This is a genomic window from Pantoea sp. App145 (assembly GCF_047947045.1).
In the GTDB taxonomy this organism is placed as follows: Bacteria; Pseudomonadota; Gammaproteobacteria; order Enterobacterales; family Enterobacteriaceae; genus Pantoea.
Genome location: NZ_CP133291.1, coordinates 638,430 through 655,018 on the forward strand (window position 1 = coordinate 638,430; position 16,589 = coordinate 655,018).

Consider the following 16,589-nt stretch of genomic DNA (forward strand, 5'->3'; position numbering starts at 1 on the left):
TATTTATATTATGCCAGATAATAATGCCATCGTGCCAGTGACCGGGCGCGGGTTTATGCAGTCTTCAGCGCAAACGCGTCAACTTCCTGTTTCCAGAATGACAGGTGCAGTTAATCAGATTTTCCCTTCGGGTACGGCAATATCCTCATCGTTACCACAGCGAGGAAGAATTTATTCTGATACTACTATTGCGAAGCCGGTAAATATATTACCCAGGAATTCAATGCTTCGGGATGGAACGCTCCTTTCTGAGCAAAAAATATCCCGGAATCATTTTTTAACTAAAGATAAGAACACCGCTCCTGATGGCCGTAAACCGTCAACAGTCAGCGCTATTCTGGCTGCAAATTCGCAAGGACATCAACGTGGTTTGGGAAAGGTGAAATCCATCAGAATAAGCGCGCAACCGACTCATGAATGGTCGTCAGCATTCGATAAGTCACGGAAACAGTTATCTCGCATTAACATCAGCGATGTTAATGGAGTAATATCTCAGCATCCACCAGTCGAGGGGATTAGAGAAAACGACACCCTGAAAATGCAGTACATGAATAGCGGATCCAGCACATCGCAACAGCAACCATCCCGCGTTGCAGACACACCACCGGCAAGTGTTGCCACAGCGAAATTTCCTTACCGAGGCGAGGGTGATCCGTGTGAAATTTATGCGCAACAACAACAGCGCATGGTGATTTTGACCCGTGGTGCGGGTGTGTACGCGCAATTGCCTAATTTGCGACCCGCGCTGGAATTAGTGAATAAAGTTGTGGGTGAAGTTTTCAGGAAAATAAAAAACCCGGAGTATGTTGGAGAAGTGATGGATACGATTGCATTTTGCACGGGTATCCGTCCTGAAAGGGTTAACTTTGCTATCTATCGCGACTTCTTAGCGCAGGTGCAATCGATGTTGCGCCAGGCCGCCACTTACCTGCCGGGTGAAATCAATGAAAACCAATTCGCAATTGTGGAAACTCCGCCCGGCAGTATTATGGCTGCTGCCACCATACCGCAGGATCCACATAACAGAATATGGTTTGCCCAAAATCAATCGACATCCAGCATTGCTGAGTTTTTCAAGAATGTGGTCCATGAAGTGGGTCATATGTTCACAACTGAAAATCCGGCCTTTGATTTTATCTATCTTATGCCGCAGGGATGTAATGAGCAGGAGATTTGTGATGTCGATGAATTGCAAAAAGCGTTGATTAATGAAGTGGCACGTATTGGGCATAATCTTCACGTCCGGGAAGCTTATTTTAATAATACAATGAAAATGCTCAGGGGTAGCTATCCTGAACTACCTTTGAGAAATATCTTTAACGCCACCACTTCTACGGAGGCGGCAGAGTCTGTGGAGAATAATGACTTGCTGCGTTATGTGTTAGTCAGCAGAACCTCTGATTTATTAAGTATGCTGGTAATGAAACTTGGCTATGATAAGTTTCTTAAAGGATTGCCACCACAGGCGCGTTCAACGGCTGATCCTGCATCGGTTATGGCTAAAATAGAAGAGATTAAAGACAGAACATCGATTAACCTGCATCTGAATACCATTTGTAATGTTATGAGCGATATTACAACGGACTTCAGGGCTGCCAATGGAATAATGAAAAAACTGGCTAGCATCGCGTTGCCTTATCCTGTCGAAACGGCGCAATGGTTAACATTAATGGGGGGGGAGCTTCCCAGGATGATGGATCGGCTTTATCGCAATGAGTCAAAAAACTCTGCACATGTGTTAGGCACGATTAACTGCATCTTAACCTGGTTGATGGAGCGAGGTAATTTGCCCGCGACCTATGTCAAAACCTGTATTCTGCCCATTCCCTATACTTATGATTTTTATAACGCTAAAAATAATGAAGAAATATGGAAAGATAAGCTGATTCATTGTTGGGTCGATTTATTGCGTAGTTATCTTAGACGGTCTTCACCCATCCCACGCCAGGGTGACATCGAACACCTGGTCAGGATACTCATCAGAAAGTCGATGCACTACAGAAATATCCCCGGATCTGTGGCGTTTTATAAAATGCTGGCAATCGAACTGGTACAACGTATGAATTGGTTCAATCAGGCAACTAAAAATCAGCCGGCCGGGAACGATGAACCAAGAAGTAAAAAGGTAAAAGTGACTCCGGAACAACCGGATAGCCGCCTGGCGAATCTGGCAATAAAACAGGGCTGGTATGTTTCTATCGAAGATGAAAATGGAGAATTTCTGCGTGGCTTCAATCCAACAGGAGCAAGTATTGCAACCCGGCAAGATTTCGATGCGCAGTTAGATGCCCCCATTATGCGTGGAACCGTCAGAGTCTTGTGTATTTTGAGAGAATGGCAGGAAAACGAACAGGTTTATTATCATGGTACAAGGCCAGATGGCACATCTATCCGCTGTGAAAATGATGAAAACAACTTAAGCCGGGCAGCAATGGCTTCTTATCTCGGGGAACAACCCACAGAAGAGGAAGTGACCATGCTGGCTAGAGATTTAGCGGCCGGGGAAGACAACCTCTGACAGAAATCTGGGCTATTTTGAGTAAGGATACTGACCCGTTAACAAAGAAGGACGGATGATGCTCTGGTTATTGAATACGCTAATCCTGCTTTCCACCGTGGTGTTGATGGAGGTGGTTGCCGCGCTGGCACATAAATACATCATGCACGGCTGGGGATGGGGCTGGCATTTGTCGCATCATGAGCCGCACGACAACAAATTTGAACTCAACGATCTCTATGCACTGGCGTTTGCCCTGCTGGCGATAGTGCTGATCCTGTTTGGCGTGCAGGGGCTATGGCCGATGCAGTGGATTGGCGCGGGTATGACGGTATACGGTGCGCTGTATTTTATGGTGCATGATGGTCTGGTTCATCAGCGCTGGCCGTTCCGTTATATTCCGCGCCGCGGCTATCTCAAACGTCTGTATATGGCGCACCGCATGCATCATGCGGTGCGTGGACGCGAAGGCTGTGTCTCCTTTGGCTTTTTATATGCGCCGCCGTTACCTAAGCTACAGGCAGCGTTGCGTCAGCGACAGGGACGAAAAAACCACCTCAAATGATTACAACGCTGCCGTTATTGTCCTGGTCGTTGCCATAGCCCCGCCGGGCGGGCCGCAGGCGAAACCAGCCGCGATCGGATTGCCAGCCCGGCCCCCCTGAGCAGTAACGCCAGTTTCTCCCCATGGCTGGTATGCTGGCGCGAATCCCACGCCTGCGCGCCTGCCTGCAACACTTTCATGCCAATTTCACGATATACGCCGTGAGCAGTGGCGATCGCCCAGGCTGAACGCAGCGGTAACCCCGCTAACCCGGCGTGCGCTGACTGATAATAAGGTTCTGCTGCCGTCACCAGGCGTGCGGCGAGTGTGGCAATCGCCGCACGATGTTGCATATCGGCCAGATTATCGCTGCGCAAACCCAGCGGTTGCAGCCACTCCTCGGGCAGATAACAGCGGCCATTGCGTGCATCCTCGACGATATCGCGTGCGATATTGGTCAGCTGGAAAGCCAGCCCTAAATCACAGGCGTGATCCAATACCTTTTCATCACGCACGCCCATGACCTGCGCCATCATTAAACCCACTACTCCCGCGACGTGATAGCAATAACGCAGGGTGTCGTCGAAGCTCAGGTAGCGCTGGTGACGTGCGTCCATCGCAAAACCTTCGAGGTGATCAAAGGCCAGTTGCGCTGGGATCCGGTGCATCAGTGCGACCTCCTGAAAGGCGGCAAACGCCGGTTCTGCCATGCTGGCACCGCTGTAGGCCCGGCGTGTTTCCAGTTGCAGATGCGCCATGCGTGCCAGCGCATCATCGATAGCATGCTGCGATCCAGGCGCTCCCAGAGTCTGACCATCAATAACGTCATCGCAATGACGACACCAGGCATACAGCATCAGTGTGCTGCGGCGCGTTGAGGCATCGAACAGTTTGGCGGCAGTCGCGAAGCTTTTTGAGCCAGCAGCCATGGTATGGGTGGCGTGCGCCATTAACGGCATACTCATCCGGCAAGATCCTCCAGCATCAGTTGCGCAGTGGCTTTCGCCGAACCAATCACCCCGGGAACTCCGGCACCGGGATGCGTGCCTGCGCCAACCAGATATAAATTGTGAATCGCGGCATCGCGATTGTGTGGACGAAACCAGGCGCTCTGCGTCAGGATCGGCTCCAGCGAAAACGCCGACCCCTGATGGGCGTGCAGCGTGTCGCGAAAATCAACAGGTGTGAACATGCGTTCGGTGACCAGCTGCGAACGTAAGCCCGGCATCTGGTGCTGCTCCAGATAAGCAAAGATACGATCGCGCAAACGTGGGCCTTCCTGTTGCCAGTCAATATCCGCTGTGCCCAAATGTGGCACGGGAGCCAGTACATAAAAACTGCCGCAACCCGGTGGCGCGAGGTGCGGATCGCTGGAGCAGGGGGCATGCAGATACAGCGAAAAATCCTGTGAAAGCTGGTTGCTGTGAAAAATATCATCAATCAATCCGCGATAGCGTGGGCCGAAACACACTGTGTGATGTGCCAGCTGCGGATGAGGCTGATTCAGACCAAAATACAGCACAAACAGTGAGTTACTCATACGTTTGCGTTTCAGCGCCACCGCGCGTTTTGCCGCTGCGGGGTGATGCGCCAGCAGGCTGGCATAGGTATGGACCACATCGGCGTTTGAAGCCACCGCAGCGGCGGCAAAATGTCGGCCATCAACCAGCTGCACGCCATGAATGCGATCGCCCTCAGTTTCAAGCCTGCGCACCTGGGCATTCAGCAGTAGCTCGCCACCAAGGTCCTGCAATAACTTCACCATGCCGTTGATCAGCGCGCCGGTGCCACCACGCGGAAACCACACACCCCATTCACGCTCCAGCGCATGGATTAAGGTATAAATCGACGATGTGGCAAACGGATTACCACCCACCAGCAGCGAGTGAAAAGAAAAGGCCTGACGCAAATGGTCATCCTGCACAAACTTCGCCACCATGCTGTAAACGCTGCGCCACGCCTGCAAACGACCAAGCTGCGGCGCGGCGCGCAGCATAGCGCGCAGCGATAAAAAGGGTACGGTGCCGAGTTTCAGATAGCCCTCATTAAACACATCGCGTGAATAGGCAAGGAACTGACGATATCCGGCCACATCCTGCGGGTTAAAGGTGGCGATCTGCTGTTCCAGCTGTGACTGGTTGTTGTCGTAATCCAGCGTGCGGCCATCTTCCCAGCACAGACGGTAAAAAGGCGTCACCGGCAATAGCTCGACATAATCACGCATGGATTTACCCGCCAGCGTGAACAGCGCCTCGATTGCGGTGGGATCGGTAATCACCGTGGGCCCGGCATCGAAGGTAAATCCCTGATCCTGCCAGACATAGGCACGTCCACCGGGCTTATCACGCTGCTCCAGCACCGTGGTCGGGATGCCGGCTGCCTGTAAACGGATCGCCAGCGCCAGGCCGCCAAAGCCTGCGCCAACCACGTATGTGCGTTTCATGGTTTCTTCCCTGTTTGCGGTTGTGTCGTCAGCAGCGCGCGCAACGCGGCACCAGGTGGGACCGGGGGTTTACCACAAACAATGCGCGCCTTATCGATGAGGGTCAGCTGTCCGGCATAAAATCGGCCAATTAATCCGGCATTCAGCTGGTAAAAACGCTGCATCACCCGCCAGCGCTGATCGGACTGACCAGCAAGAAACAGCATGCGATTCAGCAGACGGAAAAAGCGTTGTTCACGCCACTGTCGCCGGGCAAAGGTTTCGATATGCTGGCTGAGTGTCGCGGCATCGGTGGGCAGCAGGCTGGAAATATGTTCCGCCAGTGTTACCGCCGTGGGTAATGAATAGCCGGTGGTGGCGTGGAATAATCCGGCGCGCAGACCGCTGCAGGGTTGTCCACGTTGCTGTTGCCAGAAAGCGTCAATATCTCCGCTCAGGGTGATGGGCAAAGCGCCGCGTTCCTCGCGTATCAGCAGGCTCAGGTGCCAGCGCTGCTGCCGGGCATAATCGGCGATATTTTGCCGGGCCACTTCCTGCGCCAGCAGAGGGGTGTCGATATAGTGGGTATCCTCAATCAACAGCCGGTCGCTGCTGAGTGGCAGGGTGTAGACAAACCGGTAACCCTGATGCTGTGGCACCGTGGCATCCATCAATATCGGTTGCGTCAACCCATGCGGCTGCGCCAGCTGCCATTCCTGGCCGACAAACACCTGATAGCCGAGGGACAGATGCGGGGAATATTGCACGCCACGGCCGTCAATCACTACTGGAGCCTGCCACTGACGGCCATCCGCCAGAGTGACGCTGTTGGGGATAATCTGTTGCACGGCACAGCCGGTGCATAAATCATCGCCGAATGTGGCACGCAGCTGGCGGGCAAAAGTGGCCGAAGAGATAGAGAAATAATCACCGGGCAGGCTGCGTTGCAACGCCGGGAAACGCACCTGATAACCCGACCAGCGTGAGGTGATGAGTGGCGCGATCCAGCGCTGCTGGTCGGCATGTAAATCGTCCTGATGAAACGACCAGGTATGGTTGCCGCCCGCCTGCGGCTGGCTCTCCAGCAGCAGACATTTCAGCGTGGGATGTTGCTGACGCAACCGCAGGGCGATCAACCCATTTGCCAGCCCGGCACCCACCAGAATCACATCATAGCGGCTGGTCAGTTGAACCTCGCCAGCTGTTGATTAAACAGGGCGTGCATATACTGGCGGGTGGCCATACCGCGATGACAGGCACAGGCCAGGTGGGCATCGGCGCTGCGCAAATGGTCACGTAAGCGGCGCTCGGCACCTTCTGCGCCCAGCATCGCTACCAGCGTGGATTTGCCCTGGTCCTGGTGGCGATCTTTACCGGTGTGCTGGCCGCCATCGGTGAGGTCATCAAGCAACTGAAAGGCCTGACCTAAATCCTGCGCAAAGAAACTCAACTTGAGTCGTACCGATGGCGAAGCGTTGGCGGCGATTGCTGCCATTTGCAGCGTGGCGCGAAATAACACGCTGGTTTTGAGTTCATTGGTGAGTTCGATGTCTGCGGTGCTGCGTGCGTGTGCACCATCATGCAGATCCTGAAATTGCCCCTGCACCAGTCCCTGCAAACCGACTGCCGAGGAGAGTTCGGCAATGGCGGCGGATTTATGTTTTGCTGCCAGGCCGGGTGCCAGTGCGATCACTTCGAAAGCGCGACTGAGTAAGGCTACCGCTGCGAGGATCGCCACATTCTCGCCAAATTCGCGGTGCACGGTGGGGCGGCCCCGACGCATCTGGGCATTATCCATCGAGGGGATGTCATCAAGGATCAACGAGGCGGCATGTACCATCTCCACTGCACAAGCCAGATCCAGCAGGCCGGGTTGTTGCGTATCACAACCCATATCATGCGCAGCCAGCAACAGCAGCAGGGGACGAATGCGTTTACCGGGAGCGAGCGTGCCTGCCCGCATGGCTGCCCGTACCCGATCAGCCTGCTGTCCGCCGGGCAGCAGCTGCTCAAGGTGTGACTGCAACCGCTGTTGCAGGCGGTGCAATTCGCTGTACGAGTTGGCAAGGGTATCGACACGGGCGGTCATAGCATGTTCCAAAGGTTGTTAAGTCTTTGTGGTTTTTTTAACCGTAGACCGCACAGGAAGAGTTCGCCAGATAAGCGAAGCGATTTGTATAGAGACTCTGCTTATGGCTGGCCCCAAATAGCACATTGGCTAACGTGATCGCTGCGACGAAATACGTAACCACTCGCCGTAACATAACGTTAATCCGTTAGTCTGAGGATCAACCCATTTTTATCGCGGAAAGAAAAATGCCAACCACACAACCTGAAATCCTTATTATTCAGCCGTTGATGCCGCAGCTGGATGAAAAGCTGACGCAACATTTTCACTGCCATCGTTTATATGAACATGCTGACCCGGCGTTATTTTTGCAGCGTCAGGGACAATCAATCGAGGCAATTGTCACCCGAGGTGATGTTGGGGTGGAAAATGCGCTTGTGGCGCAATTACCCGCTTGTAAAGCGATTGCCGTTTTTGGTGTTGGTACCGATCGTATCGATCTCGCCAATGCCGCATCCCGCCAGATTCAGGTGAGTATCACCAAAGATATTCTGACTGAAGATGTGGCGGATCTGGCGCTGGGGCTGACGCTGGCCTTTTCCCGTAAATTGCTGCATTACGATCAGTTTGCCCGCTCCGGGCAGTGGGAAGTGCAGGTTCCGGCGCTTTCCAGCAAAGTCAGTGGTAAAAAGTTAGGCATCGCCGGGCTTGGCGCGATTGGTCTGGCCATCGCCCGTCGTGCAGAAGCCTTTGGCATGGAGGTGGCTTACACCGCCCGCAGTGCCAAAGCGGTGAACTATCGCCGTTGTGACAATATTGAACAACTGGCGGCATTCAGTGACTTTCTGGTGTTGGCCTTGCCGGGCAGTGCGGAGAATCAGCATATCGTCGATAAAACGGTGCTGAAAGCACTTGGCGCTGAGGGCGTGCTGATCAATGTGGCGCGTGGCAATGTGGTGAATGAAGCCGATCTGATTACGGCGTTACAGCAGGGAACAATTAAAGGCGCGGCACTGGATGTTTATCCGCAGGAGCCAGTTATTAACCCGGCACTTTGTGCGCTGGATAATGTGATATTAATGCCACATATTGCCAGTGCTACTTATGAAACGCGGGAACAGATGGCGAATAATGTACTGGAGAATTTGTTGTCTTATTTCGCCACCGGAAAAATTGTCACTCCGGTATAATATTATTATCTGACTTCAGAAGAAAAACTTATATCTTTTCAATCAATGTGGCTGGCGGGAATTTCCTTTCCGCTGGCAGCGATTGATTATGATATGGTTGATTTTTTTTCAGGGAGCCAGATATGACAGCACAAAAAATTGCAGTAATGGGTGGCGGCGTCATCGGCATGGCGGTGGCGCGTGCGCTGGCCTTGCTGGGCGCGCAGGTGACCATTTTCGAGCAGCAGCATATTGGCGCAGGCACCAGCAGCACCTCATTTGCCTGGCTGAACTCCAATGGCAAACAGCCGGAGAGTTATCACCAGCTCAATGTGTTGTCGATGGAAGAACACGTTAAATTGCAGCTGTCGCATCCTTCTGCTTTGCGCTGGCTGGAAACCTGTGGCACCTGGGAGTGGGCCTCGGAGGTCGGTCAGACCGAACTCCAGCAGCGTGCCGCACGGCTGCAATCCATGGGCTACCCGGCTCGGGAAGTCACGCTGAGTGAATTGCAGCGCGCAATCCCGGAACTGCGCAGTACGGCGGTCAGCGGCAGCCTGTGGCATTTCCCTGCTGAATCACTCCTTTATCCCGCGCTTTATCTGGCCCGGTTATGGGCAGATGCCCGTGCCGCCGGTGCGATCTTACACCAGCATTGCCAGGTGACGGATGTGCAGGAGAGCGCCAGTCAGGTCAGTTTACAGCTGGAGAATGGTGAGCACTGGCATGGCGATCGGCTGGTGGTAGCGACCGGGCGCTGGTCCGCTGAATTTCTGACACATCTCGGCCTGCAACTGGCGCTGACGGATGCCAGCCAGCCCAATAAAATCGGCTGTAGCTTCCTCGCGCGTACTGCGCCGCAGCCCTTATCGCTGGGCACCAACCTGATTTCACCGCAGTTAAATGTTCGTCCGGACGGTGGCGGACGTTTGCTGTTACAGGCACTGGATCTGGATGACCTGGCCGATCCCGCCGCGCCTCCCGCGACCGATAGCGATGTTGCCCGCCAGATGCAGGCACGCTACCGCGAATTGTTTGATGACGCCGGTTCGCTGCAAATCGAGCAGATTGTAGTGGGACAGCGTGCACGTCCGGCCGATGGCTTACCGGCGCTGGGATTTGTCACCCCGCATCAGCGGGTGTACCTGGCGGTGATGCACAGCGGGATGACGTTGTCGCCACTGATTGGCCGCCTGGTGGCAGAGGAGTTAATCAGCGACAGCCCCAGCGCTTTATTAACGGATTTCCGCCCGCAGCGTTTGCTGGGAAAAACGGCGGCGGACTTCCCGACACCGGTGCATTATTTCCCGGCCGCTCAGTAATAATGTTCCGAATATCTCATTTGTGAAATTTTTGTGTTGTTTGATGATGTATTTTTGCTACCGTTGCTAATAATGCATCATCAACAACTTAACCTGTTTCACGGAGGGGATATGAAAGTCGGATTAGTGGGTTACGGCACGGGTGGTCAGAACTTCCATGCACCATTTATTTCAGCTGTTGAAGGATTGGAACTGGCGGGTATAGTGGCGCGCGCCCCTGCCACTATCGCTAAAGTCAGGGCTGATTTTCCGGATGTCCCCATTTACCCCAGCCTGACGGCGTTGCTGGCTGCGGGGGTGGATATTGTCACCATCACGACACCACCGCAAACGCGGCGTGAACTGGTGCTGGAAGCGATTGCCGCGGGTGTGGCAGTGATTGCCGATAAGCCCTTTGCCCCGGACGCGAAGACTGGACGCGAACTGGCCGCTGCGGCGCGCGCGCGCGGCGTGGTGCTCGGTGTCTATCACAATCGCCGTTTTGATGCGGATATGCAGACGCTGCGCCAGCTGATTGAACAACAAAAGGTTGGCAAGTTATGGCGCTTGCATAACCGTATGGATCTCGACGAACCACACACGCTGGAAGGCGGGGAAACGGGTGGATTGCTGCGCGATATGGGCAGCCATCTGGTGGACCAGGCAATGTGGCTGATGGGGCCGGTGGTCTCGGTGCTGGCGCATCTGGATATCGTTGATCGCCCCGAAGGGCCGACGGATGCCAGCTTTGTGCTGACATTAACCCATAGCAGCGGCGCGCATTCTTATATCTCCTCCAGTAAAATCAATCATCTGTCGATGCGTGAGCTACGTTTATACGGTGACAAAGGCAGTTATGTCGCCCAGGGTTCAGATGTGCAGGCGCGTGAGATCTATGCCGGTAAGCGTCCGCTGGATGACCTGGCCGGGTGGGGATTCGAACCCCCGGAGCACTGGGGCACGCTGCATACCGCGGCGGGTGCTGAAAAGATCCCGTCGGCGCAGGGGGCCTGGCATGATTATTACGCCGCGTTTGCGGCGGCGGTGCAAAACGGCAGTGCTCCGCCGGTGACGACAGAGCAGGCGATTAGCGTGCTGGAAGTGCTGGATGCGGCGTTTGTTAGCGCGCGTGAAGGGCGGATTGTTAATCTGCACCCGTAACTTGCCAGCAACGTACCGATCGTTCCCCCTCGATCACCCGCAGCGTTTGCGGTTGCCCACATGCTTCCTTCGCCTGTGGGCAGCGATCGCGGAAATAGCAACCCGCAGGCAGAATACGGTTGCCGGGCAGGTCGGTTTTGCGTAAGGCAATATGCTCCGCGAGGGGTTGGTGAATATCAGGCACCGAAGCCAGCAGCAACTGGGTATAAGGATGCTGCGGCTCCGACAGCACCTGTTCTGCCTTCCCCAGCTCGACAATTTGCCCGAGATACATCACCGCCACACGGTCGCTCATATGGCGTACCACCGACACGTTATGCGAGATCAGCACATAAGTCAGGTTGCGTTGTTGTTGCAGCGTGACCAGCAGATTGAGGATCTGGGCCTGTACCGAAATATCCAGCGCCGATGTTGGTTCATCCAGCACGATGATATCCGGGCTGGAGGAGAGGGCCCGGGCGATGGCGATACGTTGACGTTGTCCGCCCGAAAAAGCATGCGGCAGGCGATCAAGATATTCCACGCGAATCCCCACCAGCTGCGCCAGTTCTGCCGCCAGCTGTCGCCTGGCTGACTCTTTCAGACGCTGCTGAATCCATACCGGCTCGGTGATAATGCGCCACACCGGCAGGCGTGGATCCAGCGAGGATAGCGGGTCCTGAAACACCATCTGCATGGTGCTCGCAGCCTGCCCGGTTCGCTGGCACTGCCCTTGCTGAGGTTGCAGCATCCCCATCAGCAACTGGGCGAGGGTGCTTTTGCCACAGCCCGATTCGCCGACAATCCCCAGGGTTTCACCGCGCTTGAGTTGCAGATCGAGACCATTCAGCGCATGGGCCTGTTCCGTCACACGGCCCAGCCAGTTACGGCGTAACGGGAAATTGACGTGCACATCGCGCAGTTCCAGCAGCATCTCAGACATAAGCATTCTCCTGTTGCGGATACCAGCAGGCGGTAAACTGACTGGCGTTGCCGCAGGGTTGCAGCGTGGGGATTTCAGCGCAACGCGGCCCGGCAGCGAAACAGCGATCGCGGAAGGCGCAACCGGTGGGTAAATGCGCCAGATTGGGCACGGTGCCGGGGATCGCGGGCAGTGTTGATCGTGGGACGCGCTGTTCCGGTGCGCACTGCAATAACCCCTGGGTATAGGGATGAACCGGGTGCTGAATCAGATCCTGAGTCGCCCCGCGCTCAATCACGCTACCGGCATACATCACATACAAGCGATCGCATAACTGCGACACCACCGCCATATCATGGCTGATAAACAGCACCGAGGTGCCGCTGGTACGCGCTTTCTGCTTCAGCAGGCGCAGCACCTGAAGCTGCACCGTCACATCCAGCGCGGTGGTCGGTTCATCGGCGATGATCAGCGTCGGGTCGCAGGAGAAAGCCAGAGCAATCATCACGCGCTGACGCATGCCGCCGGAGAGTTCAAACGGATAACGTTTCATCACCTGCGCGGCATCGGGGATTTGCATCTCCTCCAGCAGGCTGATGGCTTTTTCCTCTGCCGCCTTGCGCGTCAAGGCCTGGTGATGACGGATCACCTCAATAATTTGCCGACCAATGCGCCGGGTCGGGTTGAGTGCCGTCATTGGCTCCTGAAAAATCATCGCCACGCGCGAGCCGCGCCACTGACGCAGCTGTTTCTCGCTGGCGCGTAATACATCCTCCCCGAGCAACGTGACCTCGCCCTGCGGCACACGATAACGTCCCTCTGGCAGCAGGCGCATGGCCAGCATTGCGGTAACCGATTTCCCGGAACCTGACTCGCCTACCACCCCGACAATCTCGCCACGCCCTACGTTGAGAGAAACATGATTCAGTGCGTGAACTTCACCCTGATAGATCGGGAAACTTAACTGCACATCGCGTATTTCCAGTACCGGAGCCACCATCAGTGTTGTCCTCCCGTTTTCGGGTCGAGCAGGTCGCGCAGGCCGTCACCAAACAGGTTAAAGCCAACCGCAGTGATCAGGATGGCTGCACCAGGGAAGGTGCAGTACCACCATTGATCCAGCACGTAATTACGACCTACCGCCACCATCGCCCCCCATTCGGCGGTAGGTTGCTGTGCGCCAAGGCCGATAAAACCCAGCGTTGCCGCCATCAGGATCGCGCTGCCGATATCCAGCGATGCCTGTACGATTAACGGTGGCAGGGCGTTACGCAGGATATGCCAGCTGATCAGATGCCAGCGTGAAGCACCAAAGGTGCGTGCGGCCTGCACATAGGTAAACTGGCGTACGATCAGCGTTTGTCCGCGTGCCAGTCGCACGTAAAACGGGATGCGTACGATAGCAATCGCCAGCATGGCATTCACCAGGCTCGGGCCTAATGCGGCAGCCAGCGCCATGGTCAGTACCAGCGATGGAATCGATAACATGATATCCATCAGTCGCATGATCAGCGCATCACCGCGCCCGCCGAGCACGCCGGAAAAGCAGCCCAGCAGCGAACCAATCCCTCCGGCAATCACCACCACCATCAATCCCGCCACCATCGATTGCTGGCTGCCGACCAGCACGCGGCTGAACAGATCGCGCCCCACTTCATCGGTGCCAAACCAATGCAGCGCGGAGGGTGCCTGCAGCCTGGCCGTGAGGTCCAGCGCGTTGGGGTCAAAGGGTGCCAGCCACGGCGACAGCACCAGCAGTAATAACATCAGCAGCATAATCAGCCCGCCCACTAAGGTCAGCGGACTTTGGCGTAGCAGCCAGAAGGTGCGTTTCAGGCTGGCTTGCCAGGCTTTGCTGCTGCGGACGCGCGGTTCAACTTCCGTCATCATCATGCGTCACCTCCACGACCGATGCGTGGGTCGATCCACAGGTAGATCAGGTCCACTGCCAGATTGACCAGCACATAAACAAAAGACACCACCACGGCAAAACCCATCACTGCCGGGAAATCGAGTGCCTGGATGGAGGCCACCACCCACGCGCCCATGCCGGGCCAGGAAAATACCGTTTCGGTCAGCACGGCACCGTATAACAGGTCACCCAGCGCCAGACCCAGTACCGTGACTGAGGGGATCAGCGCATTTGGCAATGCATAACGCAGGATAATAACCCGGTTCGGTAAACCGCTGGCGCGCGCGGTGCGGATATAGTCTTCGCTGAGTTGTTCCAGCATCGCGCCACGAATCTGGCGCGCGACAATGCCAAGATGAACAAAGGCCAGTGTCAGCGAGGGCAGAATCAGATGCTGCACCGCATTGAAAAACACCTCACTGTCGCCTGCTAGTAGGGCATCGATAGTGTAAAAGCCGGTGACACGCGCAGGCGGATCAAGCCAGTCATCCAGTCGTCCGCCCCCGGGGAGCAGTTGCAGATGGCCGTAGAACAGCACGATCACCCCCAGTCCGAGCCAGAAGGCCGGGGTCGAGATGCCGGTGATCGCCAACAGACGGACCAGATGGTCCAGCCAGCGATTGCGATACACCGCCGACAGCACGCCGAGCGGAATGCCAATCAGCAGCGCCAGCAACAACGCGCAGCAGGCCAGTTCCAGCGTGGCGGGGAAAAAGGTGCGCATCTCCTCCAGCACAGGACGACCGGTGCGGATCGAGGTGCCAAGATCGCCATGCAGTAAGGCCATCACATAGCGTCCGAACTGCACCCATAACGGTTGATCCAGCCCGAGTTGCTGGCGGATATGCTGCACAATCGCTTCACTGGCGCGGTCTCCGGCCAGCAGGCGCGCCGGATCGCCCGGTATCAGGTGCGAGATAATAAAGGTGATCACGCACACCCCAGCGACCACCAGGACAAGTCCCCAGCAGCGCTGGCGCAAAATTTGCCAAAGTGTCATCGGCGCTCCCTGACGGCGTCGGGACCGACGCCGTACGTTGAGTTGTTTACTTACTCATGCTGGCGATGTTGAACACCTGTTCCAGCATTGGGTTAAAGACATAACCTTTTACCTGCTTGTTCATCGCCAGCTGGTAGTTCTTCTGGAACAAATAAACGTAGGCGGCTTCGTCGATGACGATCTTCTCGGCCTGCTGATAATCTTTGGTACGGGCCTTTTGGTCGGTGGTTGCCAGCGCGCTTTTCATCAGCTTGTCCACTTCGGCGTTTTCATAGAAGGAACGGTTGCCCGGCAGGCCTTTCTTATCCGACTCGAACCAGTAGTTCATAAACATGTAGGGGTCGGCGAAATCCGGGCTCCAGTTACCGATGGCGATGTCGTAATCCCCTTTGCCAACGCGCTCGCGCATGGTGGCGTTCGCCAGTTTTTCCAACTTCACGTTGACGCCAATCTTGCTCAGGCTGGCCTGGGTCGAGAGGGCAATCGGCTCCCAGTTGGGATCGTTATCCGAATAGAGGAAAGTCAGGCTGGTGGGTTTCTGCGGTACTTTGTCCAGCGCGGCTTTGGCTTTTGCTTCGTCCATGCTGTATTGCATGGCGGAGGCATCGTAACCCCACATCCCTTCAGGAATCGGGCCGCGCATCTGTTTGCCGTAGCCGCTGAGGATGCCTTTTACCATGCCCTGATAATCAGTTGCCCAGGAGATGGCGCGACGCAGATCGACCTGGCTCATCGGCCCCTTACCGTTGTTGAGGTAGAGGTAAGTCACGCGCAGCGAGGGATATTCCGCCACCTCGACTTTGCCTTCCTGTTTCAGGGCGGTGAGTTGATCGACCGGCAGCGAATCGGCGATATCGATATCGCCGCGCGAGAGTTGCAGACGGCGCGAGGCGCTTTCACCAATAATTTTTACCGATACGCGTTTAAACGCCGGTTTGGCTCCGGCGTAATACGGGTTCGGCACCAGCACCAGCTGCTGGCCTTTCTGCCAGCTTTTCAGCATAAACGGGCCGGAACCGGCGGTATGCTCCGCCAGATAAGCACGCGCATCATCATCAGGGTGCGCTTTCAACACCGCCGGGTTAATGATCGAGGCACCATCATTCGCCAGGGTATACAGGAACGGGGCGAAGGGTTGGCTGAGGGTAAACGTCACCGTGTGTGGATCGACTACGTCGATTTTCAGGTCAGCCGGATAAGCCTCTGCCGGGCCTTGTTTGATTTTTAGCAGACGTTCAAACGAGGCTTTTACCGCATCAGCGGTGACGGCGCTGCCATCATCAAATTTGGCGTTATCTTTGAGTTTGAAAGTCCAGGTTTTCTGGTCTGCTGAGGCCTGCCAGCTGGCGGCCAAATCCCCTTCGACTTCGGTAGACCCTTTGCCATCCACCGTTTTGTAGCGCACCAGACGCTGATAGGCCGGGTAGGTGACGGTCCAGTCGTTATTATCGATGGTGACCGCCGGATCGAGGGTTTGCGGATCGGCGGCTTTGCCGATCACCAGCATATCTTTTGGCACCGCCGCCTGCACGGCAGCAGGTAAAGCCAGTGCCAGCGCGCTGGTCAAAAGGGCCGGGCGTAACAGCGAACGGAACAGGTGTGTCGTCTTCATCG

14 protein-coding genes are annotated in these 16,589 nt (G+C 55.6%); 5 read left to right on the top strand and 9 right to left on the bottom strand.

From position 1 onward, the window contains the following. Positions 1-10 precede the first annotated feature (10 nt). Both RCF31_RS22705 and RCF31_RS22710 read left to right on the top strand, forming a co-directional pair. Positions 11-2,518, top strand: coding sequence for a hypothetical protein (locus RCF31_RS22705; RefSeq protein ID WP_416413513.1), 2,508 nt, complete (start codon positions 11-13; stop codon positions 2,516-2,518). 58 nt (positions 2,519-2,576) lie between these two features. Continuing rightward, positions 2,577-3,062: a sterol desaturase family protein gene (locus RCF31_RS22710; RefSeq protein ID WP_416413800.1), complete on the top strand. Its 486-nt coding sequence runs from the start codon at positions 2,577-2,579 to the stop codon at positions 3,060-3,062. Between the two features lie 14 nt (positions 3,063-3,076). Here RCF31_RS22710 and crtB read toward each other — a convergent pair whose 3' ends face one another. Genes crtB through RCF31_RS22730 form a run of 4 tightly spaced genes read right to left on the bottom strand, consistent with a single transcriptional unit; the run spans position 3,077 to position 7,552 of the window. Next, positions 3,077-4,006, bottom strand: coding sequence for a 15-cis-phytoene synthase CrtB (gene crtB, locus RCF31_RS22715; protein ID WP_416413515.1), 930 nt, complete (start codon positions 4,004-4,006; stop codon positions 3,077-3,079). Continuing rightward, on the bottom strand, positions 4,003-5,484 hold the full coding sequence (locus RCF31_RS22720; protein WP_416413517.1) for a phytoene desaturase: 1,482 nt from the start codon (positions 5,482-5,484) through the stop codon (positions 4,003-4,005). Before RCF31_RS22720 ends, crtB begins: the two co-directional genes overlap by 4 nt. Next, entirely contained in the window at positions 5,481-6,650 is a 1,170-nt protein-coding gene (gene crtY, locus RCF31_RS22725; protein WP_416413801.1) for a lycopene beta-cyclase CrtY, read from the bottom strand. Before crtY ends, RCF31_RS22720 begins: the two co-directional genes overlap by 4 nt. Further along, complete coding sequence (locus RCF31_RS22730; protein ID WP_416413518.1) at positions 6,647-7,552, bottom strand: polyprenyl synthetase family protein; 906 nt, start codon at positions 7,550-7,552, stop codon at positions 6,647-6,649. The genes crtY and RCF31_RS22730 overlap by 4 nt, the downstream gene beginning before the upstream one ends. A 227-nt stretch (positions 7,553-7,779) precedes the next feature. On the opposite strand from RCF31_RS22730, the gene RCF31_RS22735 reads away from it, so the two are divergent. From RCF31_RS22735 to RCF31_RS22745, 3 genes are all read left to right on the top strand, one after another. Beyond that, positions 7,780-8,721: a 2-hydroxyacid dehydrogenase gene (locus tag RCF31_RS22735; protein WP_416413520.1), complete on the top strand. Its 942-nt coding sequence runs from the start codon at positions 7,780-7,782 to the stop codon at positions 8,719-8,721. A 122-nt stretch (positions 8,722-8,843) separates the two neighbouring features. Then, on the top strand, positions 8,844-10,022 hold the full coding sequence (locus RCF31_RS22740; protein WP_416413522.1) for an NAD(P)/FAD-dependent oxidoreductase: 1,179 nt from the start codon (positions 8,844-8,846) through the stop codon (positions 10,020-10,022). A gap of 111 nt (positions 10,023-10,133) precedes the next feature. Beyond that, the gene (locus tag RCF31_RS22745) at positions 10,134-11,162 is read left to right on the top strand and encodes a Gfo/Idh/MocA family protein (RefSeq protein ID WP_416413523.1); all 1,029 of its coding nucleotides are present in this window, start codon (positions 10,134-10,136) and stop codon (positions 11,160-11,162) included. Here RCF31_RS22745 and RCF31_RS22750 read toward each other — a convergent pair. From RCF31_RS22750 to RCF31_RS22770, 5 genes are read right to left on the bottom strand one after another with little or no spacing between them, the layout of a single operon-like run. Further along, positions 11,146-12,084: an oligopeptide/dipeptide ABC transporter ATP-binding protein gene (locus RCF31_RS22750; RefSeq protein WP_416413524.1), complete on the bottom strand. Its 939-nt coding sequence runs from the start codon at positions 12,082-12,084 to the stop codon at positions 11,146-11,148. The two genes, RCF31_RS22745 and RCF31_RS22750, sit on opposite strands and share 17 nt — an antisense overlap. Continuing rightward, positions 12,077-13,063 (bottom strand): ABC transporter ATP-binding protein, encoded by a 987-nt coding sequence (locus RCF31_RS22755; protein ID WP_299450635.1) that lies wholly within the window; start codon positions 13,061-13,063, stop codon positions 12,077-12,079. The genes RCF31_RS22750 and RCF31_RS22755 overlap by 8 nt, the downstream gene beginning before the upstream one ends. Next, positions 13,063-13,956 (bottom strand): D,D-dipeptide ABC transporter permease, encoded by an 894-nt coding sequence (ddpC, locus tag RCF31_RS22760; RefSeq protein ID WP_416413525.1) that lies wholly within the window; start codon positions 13,954-13,956, stop codon positions 13,063-13,065. The genes RCF31_RS22755 and ddpC overlap by 1 nt, the downstream gene beginning before the upstream one ends. Next, positions 13,953-14,975 carry an ABC transporter permease gene (locus RCF31_RS22765; RefSeq protein ID WP_084880506.1) on the bottom strand — a complete coding sequence of 341 codons (1,023 nt, stop codon included), beginning with the start codon at positions 14,973-14,975 and terminating at the stop codon, positions 13,953-13,955. The genes ddpC and RCF31_RS22765 overlap by 4 nt, the downstream gene beginning before the upstream one ends. 46 nt (positions 14,976-15,021) lie before the next feature. Next, complete coding sequence (locus tag RCF31_RS22770; RefSeq protein WP_416413528.1) at positions 15,022-16,587, bottom strand: ABC transporter substrate-binding protein; 1,566 nt, start codon at positions 16,585-16,587, stop codon at positions 15,022-15,024. Positions 16,588-16,589: the final 2 nt, after the last annotated feature.